General features: G+C 57.9%; 17 protein-coding genes. 3 read left to right on the plus strand and 14 right to left on the minus strand.

Annotated elements, in window-relative coordinates; all coding sequences use genetic code 11:
• Positions 1-108: 108 nt before the first annotated feature.
• From mltG to cymR, 11 genes are all read right to left on the minus strand, one after another.
• Positions 109-1,431 (minus strand): endolytic transglycosylase MltG, encoded by a 1,323-nt coding sequence (gene mltG / locus ACESLM_RS25010; protein WP_372635832.1) that lies wholly within the window; start codon positions 1,429-1,431, stop codon positions 109-111.
• 71 nt (positions 1,432-1,502) lie between these two features.
• On the minus strand, positions 1,503-1,817 hold the full coding sequence (locus tag ACESLM_RS25015; protein WP_372635835.1) for a DUF1292 domain-containing protein: 315 nt from the start codon (positions 1,815-1,817) through the stop codon (positions 1,503-1,505).
• On the minus strand, positions 1,810-2,115 hold the full coding sequence (locus ACESLM_RS25020) for a DUF1292 domain-containing protein (RefSeq protein ID WP_372635838.1): 306 nt from the start codon (positions 2,113-2,115) through the stop codon (positions 1,810-1,812). The genes ACESLM_RS25015 and ACESLM_RS25020 overlap by 8 nt, the downstream gene beginning before the upstream one ends.
• Entirely contained in the window at positions 2,112-2,540 is a 429-nt protein-coding gene (gene ruvX / locus ACESLM_RS25025; RefSeq protein WP_094041752.1) for a Holliday junction resolvase RuvX, read from the minus strand. The genes ACESLM_RS25020 and ruvX overlap by 4 nt, the downstream gene beginning before the upstream one ends.
• A gap of 2 nt (positions 2,541-2,542) precedes the next feature.
• A complete protein-coding gene (locus ACESLM_RS25030; RefSeq protein ID WP_372635896.1) occupies positions 2,543-2,818 on the minus strand; it encodes an IreB family regulatory phosphoprotein in 276 nt (91 codons plus the stop codon).
• A gap of 83 nt (positions 2,819-2,901) precedes the next feature.
• A complete protein-coding gene (gene alaS, locus ACESLM_RS25035; protein WP_372635899.1) occupies positions 2,902-5,529 on the minus strand; it encodes an alanine--tRNA ligase in 2,628 nt (875 codons plus the stop codon).
• Between the two features lie 377 nt (positions 5,530-5,906).
• Positions 5,907-6,977: an AI-2E family transporter gene (locus ACESLM_RS25040; RefSeq protein ID WP_372635902.1), complete on the minus strand. Its 1,071-nt coding sequence runs from the start codon at positions 6,975-6,977 to the stop codon at positions 5,907-5,909.
• A gap of 179 nt (positions 6,978-7,156) precedes the next feature.
• Positions 7,157-7,363: a hypothetical protein gene (locus ACESLM_RS25045; RefSeq protein ID WP_094041753.1), complete on the minus strand. Its 207-nt coding sequence runs from the start codon at positions 7,361-7,363 to the stop codon at positions 7,157-7,159.
• A complete protein-coding gene (locus ACESLM_RS25050; protein ID WP_372635842.1) occupies positions 7,360-7,911 on the minus strand; it encodes a PRC-barrel domain-containing protein in 552 nt (183 codons plus the stop codon). The genes ACESLM_RS25045 and ACESLM_RS25050 overlap by 4 nt, the downstream gene beginning before the upstream one ends.
• Positions 7,912-7,943: 32 nt before the next feature.
• Positions 7,944-9,089: a cysteine desulfurase family protein gene (locus ACESLM_RS25055; RefSeq protein ID WP_372635845.1), complete on the minus strand. Its 1,146-nt coding sequence runs from the start codon at positions 9,087-9,089 to the stop codon at positions 7,944-7,946.
• A 16-nt stretch (positions 9,090-9,105) separates the two neighbouring features.
• Positions 9,106-9,525 (minus strand): cysteine metabolism transcriptional regulator CymR, encoded by a 420-nt coding sequence (cymR, locus tag ACESLM_RS25060; protein WP_372635848.1) that lies wholly within the window; start codon positions 9,523-9,525, stop codon positions 9,106-9,108.
• 297 nt (positions 9,526-9,822) lie between these two features.
• On the opposite strand from cymR, the gene mnmA reads away from it, so the two are divergent.
• Entirely contained in the window at positions 9,823-10,980 is a 1,158-nt protein-coding gene (mnmA, locus tag ACESLM_RS25065) for a tRNA 2-thiouridine(34) synthase MnmA (protein ID WP_372635851.1), read from the plus strand.
• Positions 10,981-11,121: 141 nt separating this feature from the next.
• Here mnmA and ACESLM_RS25070 read toward each other — a convergent pair whose 3' ends face one another.
• The 3 genes from ACESLM_RS25070 to ACESLM_RS25080 form a co-directional block, all read right to left on the minus strand.
• A complete protein-coding gene (locus ACESLM_RS25070) occupies positions 11,122-11,865 on the minus strand; it encodes a YebC/PmpR family DNA-binding transcriptional regulator (protein WP_372635854.1) in 744 nt (247 codons plus the stop codon).
• A 286-nt stretch (positions 11,866-12,151) separates the two neighbouring features.
• Positions 12,152-12,349: a cold shock domain-containing protein gene (locus tag ACESLM_RS25075; RefSeq protein ID WP_094041759.1), complete on the minus strand. Its 198-nt coding sequence runs from the start codon at positions 12,347-12,349 to the stop codon at positions 12,152-12,154.
• 113 nt (positions 12,350-12,462) lie between these two features.
• Complete coding sequence (locus ACESLM_RS25080) at positions 12,463-13,188, minus strand: class I SAM-dependent methyltransferase (RefSeq protein WP_372635857.1); 726 nt, start codon at positions 13,186-13,188, stop codon at positions 12,463-12,465.
• Between the two features lie 201 nt (positions 13,189-13,389).
• On the opposite strand from ACESLM_RS25080, the gene ACESLM_RS25085 reads away from it, so the two are divergent.
• The gene (locus ACESLM_RS25085) at positions 13,390-13,623 is read left to right on the plus strand and encodes a hypothetical protein (RefSeq protein WP_372635860.1); all 234 of its coding nucleotides are present in this window, start codon (positions 13,390-13,392) and stop codon (positions 13,621-13,623) included.
• Between the two features lie 46 nt (positions 13,624-13,669).
• Positions 13,670-13,849 (plus strand): hypothetical protein, encoded by a 180-nt coding sequence (locus tag ACESLM_RS25090; protein ID WP_372635862.1) that lies wholly within the window; start codon positions 13,670-13,672, stop codon positions 13,847-13,849.
• The last annotated feature ends 57 nt before the right edge of the window (positions 13,850-13,906 follow it).

Consider the following 13,906-nt stretch of genomic DNA (forward strand, 5'->3'; position numbering starts at 1 on the left):
GGAAATGCACCTCCGGGAAATCTTCGACCCGGCGAGCCGTCCCGGAACATCTCGAAGATGCTGCGGAACGGTTCGCCGGGTCGGCGCGCATTCGCGGGAATGCGGATGTTATTGTTCGACGTTCTTCTCGCTCAGCTTGATATTCTTCTGGTGCTGGGCGTAAGTTTCGGCGAAGAGGTGGGTGTTCGTTCCGTCCTTCTTCGTCACGTAATACAGATATTCGGTCTGATCCGGGTACAGAGCGGCTTCGATCGACTTTAAGCTCGGCGTGGCGATCGGTCCCGGAGGCAGCCCTTGATTCAAGTACGTATTATAAGGGCTGTTCACCTTCAGATCCGCTTCGAGCAGCCGCTCCTTCTGCTTGTCAAGCAAGTATTGCACCGTCGCGTCGATCTGAAGCGGCATCTTCTTCTTAAGCCGGTTTTGAATGACGCCGGAGACGATCGGCCGCTCCTCGTCCGCGACGACTTCGCGCTCCACCAAGGATGCGATCGTCAGCAGCTGGTGCACCGTCAGCCCTCGTTCCTCCAGGACTCCCAGCCAATCCTCCGGCAGCTGGTCCAGCTTGCGGTCCAGCTCGGCAAGCATGCGGTTGATGACTTCCGTCTCCGTGCTGCCTGCCTTCATCTCGTAGGTTTCCGGGAACAGGTAGCCTTCCAGCGGATAGCGGAGGCTTCCGTCGCTTGGCAGTCCCTTCGTCCAGATGGACCCGGTCCACAGCTCCGGCTTGTTCGCCGCCTCCATGAACTTCTCCTTGTCCACGCCCGCCTTCTCCGCAAGCCGCTCCGAGATCTGCGACACGGTGAAGCCTTCGGGAATCGTAAACTTGATCGTCTCGGCGGCGACCGTATCCCCTTTGTTCAGCTTGGCCACGATTTCTTCGCGGGTCATGCCCGGCGTCAGCTCGTACTCTCCCGCCTGAAACCGCGAGCCTTCCCCTTCGACCTTCAACCAACTGCTAAAAAGAAAAGCGTTACGGATAAGTCCTTGTTCCTCCAGCAATTCGGCAACCTTCTGGGCGCGCATACCGGAAGTAATCGTGAATTTCACCGGAGCGGAAGCCTCCGGAGCCGGTCTCAGGCCGTTCCATGCATAAAACAGAGCTCCTCCCACCATCGCCAGCACCAGGCTCAGCGCGATCAGGAACGACCAGAGCAGCACTTTCGGCTTGCGCCGCCGCACGGCCGGAACGGAAGTCGTTTTCGCATTCGGCTCTTGCCGGGAAGGCTCGCCGGCGGCGGATCGATCCGCCGCCGATCCCCAGCCCGGGCCCTCCGAACGCGAAGCCGCCGAACGGGACAGCTGCGGCAGCCCGCCGCTCTCGGTCGCCGCCGCCGTTTCCTTCCTGTCCTGCGGCCTGTTGCCGTCGTCCGTCGTCTTGTCTCCGTATATGGATCTCCATCCCGTAGTCGGTTCATCGTCTCTATTCAAGCTATTTCCCCTCCAGCAAACCTGTCGTCACCAAGAAAAAGAGCGGTCGCCCGCTCTTCGATCGATGATCTCTACGGCCGTTCGTCGCTGCCGAACTGCGAATCGTCGAAGGCTTCGGCGACAAGCTCCCATTCTTCCTCGTCCGCGACGGATTCAAGCTCGACCTCGCCGTCCGAATTGGCGACGATTTTGAACACTTCAATCTCGTCGTCCCGCTGCATCTCTTTCGTCTGCAGAACCGCATAACGGCTGCCTCCGACGGACAATTCCGCAGCGATGCGATAAGTCAGAGTCTCGCCGTCGTCGGCGAGCAGTTCGACGCTGTCTCCGTAACGTTCGCTCAACCCAACCGCCGGAGACGGGTCGGCGTCGCGAATATCAGTCATCGGCTTCTCCGAACTCCCCGATCAGCGTATTGAACGTCTCCTCGACCATATCCCATTCCGCCGGATCTTCGATCGGATACAGCTTGATTTCGCCTTCGTTGTCCTCGTCGTAGCGGAAAGCGAACACTTCCTGCTCTTCGTCCCCGTTCTCCTCGGCCGGCACGACCATCATATACTTGCGGTCCGTGCCGTCGTCGAGCTCGAAGCGCATGACAACTTCGAACGGTTCGTCGTTGCCTTCTTCGTCCGTAATGTAGATCAATTCCGCTTCTTCTTCATTATGATTCAAATCCGTCATGGAAGATCCCCTCGTTTCGATACCGAATCAAGATAGCTCTGCAGCAGGATCGCCGCCGCCATCTTGTCGATGACTTGTTTGCGCTTGTTCCGGCTTACGTCCGCTTCGAGCAGCGTCCGCTCCGCGGATACTGTTGTCAGCCTTTCATCCCATAGCCGTACCGGCAATTCTAGCTTTTGCCGAAGCCGTTCCGCGAATGCGATGCAATTTTCCCCACTCGGCCCGATCGTGCCGTTCATGTTCTTCGGCAATCCGACGACGATCTCCCCGACCTCGTACTGCCCGATCAGCTCCGCGATGCGCGCATCCGAATCGGCGACGGCTTTCTTGTCGATCACTTCCAAGCCTTGCGCGGTCCAGCCGAACAGATCGCTCATCGCCACGCCGATCCGTCTTTCCCCGTAATCCAGCCCCATGATCCGCATCGTCAACGGTTTTGCTGAAGATAGAAGCGAACGAGCTCTTCGATCAGTTCGTCGCGCTCCTTCTTGCGAATCAGGCTGCGCGCGTTGTTGTGCCTCGGGATAAAGGCGGGATCTCCGGACAGCAGGTAACCGACGATCTGGTTGATCGGATTGTATTCCTTCTCCACCAAGGCGTCGTGCACCGTGAACAGGATGTCGCGCGACGAAATTTCGCGGGGGTCGGCCACGACATCGAATTTCATCGTTTGATCGAAATGGTTTTTATCCGACGTGCTCATCTCCAGCACCTCGCTTTCAATGGCTAACTCCAAGCTCTTATTCTCATCATAACACAATCTCGGTTCGACAGGAAATTAGTGGCTTACGAAATCTGCGCCAGCACGAGGCCTTCGGCCGCCTTCAGCGCCTCGGACAGCTTCGACGGATCTTTGCCCCCGGCTTGGGCCAGCTCCGGCTTGCCGCCGCCGCCACCTCCGCAGATCGCCGCGACTTCCTTGATCAGCTTGCCGGCGTGGAAGCCTTGCTTCACCAGATCCGGCGTCACCGCGACGATCAGGTTCACTTTCTCGCCTTCCACCGCTCCGAGCACCAGCACCGCAGAGCCCAGCTTCAGCTTCAATTCGTCCGCCATGCCCCGAAGCGCATCCATGCCTCCGGCGTTCACTTGCGCAGCCAGCAGCGTCACTTCGCCCACCTTCTTGGCAGAGGCGACGAGCTCCGCCGCTTCCAGACGGCTCAGCTTGCCTTGCAGCGACTCGTTATCGCGCTGCGCCTGGCGCAGCTCGCCTTGCAGCGCTTCGACGCGTCTCGGCACGTCGGCGACGGAGCTCTTCAACAGCGCGGCCGCGTCTTTCAACAAGCCCAGCTGATCGTCGAGATACGCGTAAGCCTGGCGTCCGGTGACCGCTTCGATCCGGCGCACCCCGGAGCCGATGCCGCCTTCGCTGACGAGCTTGAACAGCCCGATCTGCGACGTGTTGCGCACGTGACACCCTCCGCACAGCTCCAGGCTGTAATCGCCGACGCGGACGACGCGGACGATGTCGCCGTACTTCTCGCCGAACAGGGCCATCGCGCCCATCGCCTTCGCTTCGGCGATCGGCTTCAGGCTGATGTCCAGCTCCGTGCCGATCCAGATCTGCTCGTTGACGCGGCGCTCGATCTCGGCCAGCTCTTCCGACGTTACCGCGCCGAAGTGCGAGAAGTCGAAGCGCAGCCGCTCCGGCTCGACGAGCGAGCCCGCTTGATTGACATGCTCGCCGAGCACGTCCTTGAGCGCCCTGTGCAGCAAGTGCGTCGCCGTATGGTTGCGAATCGTGTCCCCGCGGTCCGAAGCGTTGACCGACGCCGTGAGCGTGTCGCCCACTTTAAGGAACCCGCCGGTTACGACGACCTGATGCACCGGCTGGCCGTGAGGCGCCTTGCTCAGGCCGGTTACTTCGGCATTGACGCCGCTTCCGAACAGCACGCCGCGGTCGCTCACCTGGCCGCCGCTCTCGGCGTAGAAAGGCGTGCGGTCGAGCACGACCAGCACCTTCTGATCGACTCCGGCGACGTCTACGAATTCATTATCCGCCACGATCGCCTGTACGCGGACTTCCGCGGACAGATTATCGTACCCGACGAACTCGCTCTTGTCCGTATAGTCCGCCAGCGGTCCGCCCTGCACCTTCATGCTGTCCGTCTCCTGACGGGCCGCGCGGGCGCGGTCGCGCTGCTCCTGCATCGACTTGTCGAAGCCTTCGCGATCGACGGTCATCCCCTGCTCCGTCGCGTAGTCTTCCGTCAAGTCAAGCGGGAAGCCGTACGTGTCGTACAGCTTAAACGCGTCCGGACCGGTAATTTCGGAACGTCCTTCGGCGCGCGCTTTGGCGCACAGGTCGGCGAGAATCGTCAAGCCGTCGGACAACGTCTCGTGGAAGCGCTCCTCTTCGGTGCGGATCACCTTCTCGATAAATTCGCGCTTCTCCAGCACTTCCGGATAGTAGACGCCCATAATCTCGCCTACGGTCGGCGTCAGCTCCCACAGGAACGGACGGTCGATGCCGAGCACCTTGCCGTAACGGACGGCGCGGCGCAGCAAGCGGCGAATGATATAGCCGCGGCCTTCGTTCGACGGCAGCACGCCGTCGCCTACGGAGAACGCCACGGTGCGGATGTGGTCGGCAATGACTTTCAGCGCGACGTCGTGCTCTTCGTTCGCCTTGTACTTCACGCCCGCGATCGCGCTCGTGCGCTCGATGATCGGCATGAACAGATCGGTGTCGAAGTTCGAATCGACGTCCTGAAGAATGGAAGCGAAGCGCTCGAGGCCCGCTCCGGTATCGATGTTCTTGTTCGGCAGCGGCGTGTAGCTGCCGTCCTTATTGTGGTTGAACTGCGAGAACACAAGGTTCCACACTTCGAGGAAGCGCTCGTTCTCGCCTCCCGGCGTGCAGTCGGGATCGGACAGATCTCCGTATTTGTCGCCGCGATCGTAGAAAATCTCGGTGCAAGGGCCGCACGGGCCTTCCCCGATATCCCAGAAGTTGTCCTCCAGCTTGACGATCCGCTCCGCCGGCAGGCCGATTTTCTCATGCCAGTAGCGATAAGCTTCCTCGTCCTCCGGGTAGACGGTGACGGACAACCGCTCCGGATCGAAGCCGATCCACTCCGGGCTCGTCAGAAACTCCCATGCCCAGGTGATCACCTCTTCTTTGAAGTAGTCTCCGATGGAAAAGTTGCCGAGCATCTCGAAAAAGGTATGGTGACGGCGCGTCTTGCCCACGTTCTCGATATCGTTCGTGCGAATGCACTTCTGCGAGTTGGCGATGCGCGGATTTTCCGGGATCACCCGCCCGTCGAAGTATGGCTTAAGCGGCGCCATTCCGGCATTGATCCAGAGCAACGACGGATCGTTATGGGGAACGAGCGGAGAGCTCGGCTCGATCTTATGGCCCTTGCTGGCGAAGAAGTCCAGCCACTTGCTGCGTATTTCTGCTGCTTTCATCGGTTTCATGATTCGGTATTCCTCCTCGGCTCTGTCGAAAAAAATAAAAAAACGCCCCCAAAATCAGGGACGAATAGCTTCGCGGTACCACCCTGGTTATCGCTTCCGCGGAAGCGATCTCCTCTGACGGGATAACGGTCCTGGCCGGCGGATTTGCATCCGCACTCCGAAGCGAGCTTCCCACGCCCTTCGCAACGAAGATTTTCCCAGCCATGCCTGCGGCGCTGCCGGCGGTATCCGGCGTTCCGGGCAAGAAATCTTCTCTCTGGCGATGCGGACTGCAAGGTACTTATGCTTCGTCAACGTGTTGCGCGATATCGTGTCGCGTAATAGGGTGTTACGTCTCATAAAATTATAGTCAACCCCGTTCGGCGCTGTCAAACGGTTTTTCGATGAATGTAGTAAGCGGACACGTGCTGCACGACCACCTTCATCGCCGCATAGAACGGAACTGCCAATATCATGCCGACGATGCCCGCCAGCTCCCCCCCGATCAGGAGCACGAGAATGATCGTGAGCGGGTGCATTTTCATCGATTTTCCGACGACCTGGGGACTGATGACGTTGCTCTCGAGGTTTTGGCAGATCATGTTTACGACGATGACCATCAGCACCATTTTCCACGAGATTGTCGTAGCCATGATGAGCGCGGGCAGCGCACCGAAAAACGGGCCGAGGTACGGAATAATATCGAACAGAGAGACGAATCCGGCCATCAGCAGCGGATAAGGCATGCCGATGATCAAGTAGCCGATGTACGCGAGCACCCCGACGCAGACGGACACGATCAGTTGACCGCGAATGTAGCTGCCGAGCGCCGCGTCGATGTCCTTCAGCAGCCTTACCGCATGCTTGCGCCTCGCCCGGGGCACGTACTGCAGGGCGGCGCGTTCGAATACGTCCAGGTCCTTCATCATATAGAAAGCGAGAAAAGGCACAATCATCACGATAAACAGCACGTTAACGACGGAGTCGATATTGTTGAGGAAATTCGCGATCCACTGCTCGATCCGTTTCTCCAGCGTCCCGATCGACCGATTGATGCCGTCTCTGACCGCTTCCGGCAGCACGTTGTTGTTGTTGAAACGGTCGACCAGCCCTTGCGCCCTCATCGTCAGCTCGGGCATATGCTCGTTCAACTCCTCCACCTGGTTCATGAACATCGGAATGACGTTCATCAGGATGACGACGGACACGGAGAGGAAGACGGCATAGATGAGCAGCACCGCGGCCGTGCGCGGAACTTTGCGGTCGTGCAGCATGTTGACGACCGGATTCAACGTATAGGAAATGATCATGGCCACGAGAAAAGGAGCCAGCACCGCTTTGAGAAAGTCGTACACCGACATCAGCATCGGACGCACGAGCACGATCAGGAACATGACGACCAGCAGGAGGATCGTGTATACGAGCACCCGAAACAGGCGGCTCTTCGTGAACGTCTCCATCTCCGCACTCCCCCTTAAGACGGCCGCATCCGCAGGACGGGCATTCCCTTCCAGTATATGCACTTGTCCTCCGGCGTAAACCAGCCTCTGCACGGAGCCTTTCGTCGCTTGGCGCGGACGGCCAGCCATAAAAAAAAGAACTCCGCCCTCGTTAAGGGCGGAGCGCTTTTCGCTCTCGATTACATGCCGTTGGCATGAATGTGAGCCGGGATCGGCTCGTCGAAGAACAAATCGTCAAGCGAGCTCAGAGTGCCGTCCTCTTCCACCTGGTAGACCGACATCTTCTCTCCGTTGACCGTCAGCTCGATAAAGCAGCTCCAGCAATAAAATTGATGGGAACCGATTTTACCGATATCTTTGGAACTGCAATTCGGACATCTCATCATCCGTCTTCACCTGTCACTTTCCGCGTAGGCTCTCTCGTCAGAATCCGCTCGTACGATGCCGGCACAAATATCGCATCGTTGCCCAATGTCATCTTGTCCGGCGCTTCGGGCAGAATCAGCTTCCGCCTTCCTTCCAGCACGTCCGCGAGAAAACCGTCCGTCAACTCGTATCCTACTATTTGTGTACCCTCGGACGGCTTAAAATAAACATCCGAGACTTTGCCTAAATATTGTCCTTCAATCGTATAGACCGGCATATCCTTCAATCGGACGACCCCGGAATGGAACGTCCGCAGCAGCTCATTGCCGTTAATGGACGCGACAGCCGCACCGTTGCGAATCAACAAAGCGTCTTCGCCGAGATGAACGATATCTTTCCAGTAGACAATCTTGGACAATTTGCGGAACAGCCCGGATCGCGTATACCTGTCCAACACGATGCCGACCAGCCGCCAAAATTCGTCGAACCACAAATCCTTGATTTTCCCGACGCTCTTGCCGCTCTCGAGCAGCACCGGCAAACCTAGAATGCGCTCCACTTGAAACATGCGGGCTCCTGACCTCAGCGTCTTGTTATGTATTACGCATAACGCGCTGAAATAGTTGCAATAATTTTCGCCATTTTTTCGGCCTGATCTATAGTATTGCCCAAACCGAAGCTGAAACGTACCGCGGAACCGATTCTGTCGGAAGGAAGATTCATGGCCTCGAGCACATGGGAAGGTTTCAGGGAGCCCGAATTGCACGCGGAACCGCCGGAGGCGGCGATGCCCGCGAGATCCAAATTCATCAGCATGCTTTCGGAGGAAATGCCTGGAAAACTAACGTTCAGCACATGGGGAAGCCGGTCGTCCGGATGGCCGTTTACGACGAAACTTCCCGATCCGATCTGCGCGGACAATTGCCTCAGAGCCTCGGCCCTCACGCTCTCGGCGCGTTCCCAGCGACTCGCCCGTTCCTTGAGGGCAACGTCCGCCGCCGCAGCGAAAGCCGCAATGCCGGCGACGTTCTCCGTTCCGGCTCTGCGGCTGCGCTCCTGGGAGCCCCCGTGAAGCAAAGGCAGCCAAGGCGTTCCTCTGCGCACGTATAACAGGCCTACGCCTTGCGGGCCGTTGATTTTGTGGGCGGATACGCTCAGCAGGTCGATCGGCAGCTCGCGCAGATTCAGCGGCAAGTAACCGAACGCCTGCACCGCGTCGACATGCATCAGCGCCTTGCGGCGGCGAGCGAGCTCTCCGATCTCGGCGATCGGCTGCAGCGTGCCGGTCTCATTGTTGCCGGCCATGACGCTGACGACCGCGGTATCGTCTCCAATGGCCGTCTCGGCGTCCTCGAGACTTACCCGGCCGTACTTGTCCACGGGCAGCACCGTCAGCGCGAAGCCTTCGGCCTCAAGCCGGCGGCAGGCGTTCAGCACCGCGTGATGCTCGACCGCCGTCGTGACGATTCCGGTGCGCCCTCTCTCCCGCTGCGCGCGGGCGGCGCCGAACAGCGCCGAATTGTCGCTCTCGGTTCCGCTGCCCGTGAAGACGATCTCCGCCGGGGAACAGCCCAGCAATTCCGCGATCGCATCCCGCGCCGCGGAGATTCGCTCTCTCGCCGCGCGGCCGGCAGCATGAAGGCTGGACGGATTGCTCGGTCCCGCCGACGCCGCTTCCACGTAAGCTTCGATCGCCGCGGGATGCATCGGCGTGGTCGCCGCATGGTCGAAATAAATAGAATTCATTTCTCGAACCCTCACCCTAGATGTAAAACATATAGTTGTCGAGCTTGTCCTCGCCCTTGAACGTGATCAGGTCGTGCAGCGTCGTCGAGTCGAGCACCTTAGCGATGCTGTCGCGAATTCGCAGCCACAGATCGCGCTTGGCCGGATCGTCTTCCTCGGTAAAGTCCACCGGGCTGATCGGCCCTTCGAGAATGCGGATGACGTCTCCGGACGAGATCGTCTCCGGATCCTTCGAAAGAATGTAGCCTCCGTACGCCCCGCGCACGCTTTTGACCAGGCCCGCGTTGCGAAGCGGAGCGATCAGCTGCTCCAAATAATGCTCGGAAAGACCGTTTTTCTCCGCGATGCTTTTTAGTGAAATCGGCCCTTCGCCGAATTTGGCCGCAAGTTCCATCATGATCGTCAAGCCGTAGCGGCCTTTGGTCGAAATTTTCAAATCGAACACCTGCTTTCATCATGCCGTCAGCATAGATTAAGTTGTCTGATACCCGATTGTGAAGATTCCGAACTTGATTACGGAATCGGAATGGAGGGTATCCCCATAATAAATATATGTTATCACAACTATTCTCTTTTTGGGCAAAAAAAACGTGACATATTCATGAAACGCCCGGACGATTGTGAGAAATAACGAGGTTTGTGCTAAAATAGATCCAAGCAGGTTGAAGCAAAAGCCGCCGGGAGGCCCGATCCGCAAACGGGTTGTCCGGAAGGCGGCAAGGAGATGATGCGGATGAACAATCTAGAAGCCTTAACGGCATCGCTGGAGACGCGGTTCCCGGACCCTTCCAAAGTACGCGTCGTCGTCGGCATGTCCGGAGGCGTAGACTCCTCGGTGACCGCGTTGCTGTTGAAAAAGCAAGGTTTCGACGTGGTCGGGGTATTTATGAAAAACTGGGACGATACCGACGAGTTCGGCGTCTGCACGGCGGAGGAAGACGCGGAAGACGTGCGGCGGGTGTGCAACCAGATCGGAATCCCTTATTATACCGTTAATTTCGAGCAGGAATATTACGATAAGGTGTTCGAATATTTTCTCGCGGAATACCGGGCGGGCAGAACGCCCAATCCGGACGTGATGTGCAACCGCGAGATCAAGTTCGGCGAATTTCTGCAGAAGGCGCTGGAGCTCGGAGCGGACGCGATCGCGACCGGGCACTACGCGAGGCTCGAGCAGCGGGACGGCAAATACGAGCTGCTCCGGGGCGTCGACTCGAACAAGGATCAGACTTACTTCCTGCATGCGCTGAATCAGGCGCAGCTGTCTCGGGCCATGTTCCCGATCGGCCATCTGCAGAAGCCGGACGTCCGCAGAATCGCCGAGGAATTCGGCCTCTACACGGCCAAGAAGAAGGACAGCACCGGCGTCTGCTTTATCGGCGAGCGCAACTTCAAAGAATTTCTGAGCCAATACTTGCCCGCCAAGCCGGGCAATATGGTCGATATCGTCAGCGGAGAAACGAAGGGCCGCCACGACGGCCTGATGTATTACACGCTCGGCCAGCGGCAAGGGCTCGGCATCGGCGGCTCCGGCACGGGCGAACCGTGGTTCGTCGCGAGCAAGGACTTGGAGACGAACACCCTGTACGTCGTTCAAGGCGATGCCCATCACAGCCTCTACTCGGTTGGCTTGACAGCCGCCGGAGTCAACTGGATCAGCCCGGACGAGCCGTCCTTTCCAGTTCGCTGCACGGCGAAGTTCCGCTACCGTCAGCCCGACCAGGGCGTAACGCTGAAGCCGCTGGGCGACGGCGCGTACGACGTCGTGTTCGACGCGCCCCAGAAGGCGATCACGCCCGGACAAGCGGTCGTCTTCTACGACGGCGAAGTCTGCCTCGGCGGCGGCACGATCGATAAGGTTCATATGCTGGAGCCTGCCGGAGCCAAATAACGGCGCGTTCCCAACCTGCACTCAGCAAAAAGAGGCCTCACGGCCTCTTTCGTTTTGTATGGCCGACCTGAAGTCCGGTTGGCCTGCTTTGCTGCGGGCTTGTCCCCTTCACAATTCAAGCGCAAGCTTCGCGAGTCGGAATTAACCGATGCGGCTCATCTCGTCGTCGCTGATCTCGAAGTTGTGGTACACGTCCTGCACGTCGTCGTTGTCCTCGAACGCGTCCATCATCTTCATCAGCTTCTCGGCGTTCTCGCCTTCCGCCGCCACCGTGTTTTGCGGAAGCCAGCGAACGCTCGTCGTCTCGAATTTGTAGCCGGCTTCTTCCAGCTTGTTCTTGACCGCTTCGTAATCTTCCGGCGTTGTCAGCACCTCGAAGCTCTCGTCGCTGCTGACGACATCCTCCGCTCCGGCTTCCAGCGCCTCCATCATAAAGCTGTCTTCGTCCGGAGTGTCTTCGTCACGGGCGACGACGAGCAACCCTTTATGATCGAACATATACGATACGCATCCCGATTCGCCCAAGTTGCCGCCGCGCTTGCCGAAAATCGCGCGAACGTCGGACGCGGTCCGATTGCGGTTGTCGGTCAGGCATTTCACCATGATCGCCACGCCTCCGGGACCGTACCCTTCGTACATGATTTCCTCGTAATCGTCGCCGTCCGCGGCTCCGGCGGCTTTCTTGATCGCTCTTTCAATATTGTCGGCCGGCATCTGGATCGCGCGAGCGCTGGCGATGGCGCTTCTGAGTCCGTAATTGGATTCAGGATTCGGCCCGCCCCTGCGCGCTTGCACGTAGATTTCGCGTGCCAGCTTCACGAAACGATTGTTTTTAGCTTGGTCCGCCTTGCCTTTACGGTCGGCGAACAGCTTGAATTTTGGCATGACTTTGTACCCCCGGGGAACATAAGTATCGATAAAAATCACCAATAAGTTTACCATTTTAGCGGCCTTACGGTCAAAGGGGGTGCCGAGAACCCGTATTCTGGAGCAGGTCACCCCCACGACTTTTCCCCGCGACGCTCCCTTCCGGCCGCCGCAAGCATGCCACGCAGAGCAGGCAGAGCCCGGCAGTCGACCATATAAAAACAGCAAAACCCCCGGTAGATCGTGGATCACCAGGGGTTTTGCCGCTGTTTCGTGATATGAGAAGTAAGTCCGCTCGCGGAACTTACAGTTTAACCACGTTAGAAGCTTGAGGACCGCGATTGCCTTGCGTAATTTCGAATTCGACTTCTTGGCCTTCTTCCAAAGTTTTGAAGCCTTCGCCTTGGATGGCGGAGAAGTGAACGAATACGTCGTTGCCGTCTTCTACGGAGATAAAGCCGTATCCTTTTTCTGCGTTAAACCATTTTACTGTTCCTCTCAAATGAAAAACCTCCTAAAATCTCGCCGTCGATCGGCGAATACGATGATTATAACCGAAATTACCCTTTTCTGCAAGATATTCAGGCCGCCTAAAACGGGTTCCAACCGAACGTCTCAGCCCGTCGGACCGGCCTTTTTCACCAGTTTCAGCAGAGGGCTGCGAACCGGCGTAAAAGGCAATCCGGCCGGGAGGAACTCATGGGAAGCGATCTCCTCCAGTTCTCCAAGAACCCGCTCCATATAAGGGTATTTTTCCCACTTCAATGTGACAAGCGGATATATTCTTAGCTCCCCACCGGGACGAAGCACGCGGATGAGTTCCCGCAGCGCGGCCGCATGGAAGCGCTCGTCGAAGGTGTCGGCGTACAGAAACAGAAAGTGGCTGCACAAGGCCAGTTCGAACGTATCGTCCTCGAAAGGCAGACTGGGAAGAGCGGCCGCGAAGTACCGGGTCCAAGCGTCTTCCCTGCGGAAATCTTCAGCGAACAGCGCCATGGAGCGTTCCCGGATTTCGCGCTGGCGTTCCGGGGAGCCATAATAGCTCCAATCGAAGCTTGCGACCATCGCAGCGATCTTGGCCGAAGCGACCTCGATCTCCTTGTATCCCGTCGCAATGATCTCGTCCGTGAGTCCTTCATAGAAGGGATCCGCAGCCATCGCCCGCACGCCCTTCGCGTGCAAATTCGCGGTGAAGGAGGAGGCTCCTCCCGCGACGTCGAGCACAGGTCCCTTCAGATCCGCAGGCTTCAACCGGAACATGGCGCAATACTCGTCGAACGAACGGCAGGTCGAGGCGACACCCGTCTGCGGGTACGCCGGCACGGCTTTTTCATTTGTCATTCGATTCTCTTCTCCTCTCGTCTCGTCAAACTCGTCTCAACTCGTCTAATTGCTCCATCCGCCCTCGGCGGATTTCTATGTAGATTCCCATAGTCGGCCGCTTCTGTCAACCCTCGATTTTCCAGCGTTACATTGATTTCTCTGTAGAACTCTTCTATGATGAAAAAAACGGCATTAGCTGCCCTAGCCCAGGAGTGTCCTATGTTCGCCAAACATACCGTCTATAAGCACGACAACTACAATATGCTGACTGTAGAAGTTCAAGGCAAAACGCTTGTCGTCCGCGAAATATCCGAGCAATGGGGCGAAACCTGCCACCGATTCCTCAGCCGTCCGGAGATGATGGATTGGGCCGGGAAGCGGTTTCTGCCCGAGGACTTCCCCGACGGCGAAGAAGGACTGCGCAACACGCTGGAGAAATTGAAATCGATCTAACCCGGTTCATTCCGAATAGTTACGATTGCAAAGGAGTCCGTCCCCGATGAATACCGAAGCCACTCTTATCTTTATTATCTCGTCTTTCTCCTTAGCCGTCGTACTGATCCTGACCCGCGACCGCCTTCCCGATCGAATGCGCCGACCGATGGCCATCCTTTCGATCGTGCTCGTGCTGTTCGCCTTTTTCCTGATCGTGTATAACTTCTTCATTATCGGCGCCTAGCGAGGGCATACTACTCCGGAAACTTATTCCAACACCGGAGGCCCGCCATGAGGAAGT

Source organism: Cohnella sp. (assembly GCF_041641335.1).
Taxonomy (GTDB): Bacteria; Bacillota; Bacilli; order Paenibacillales; family Paenibacillaceae; genus Cohnella.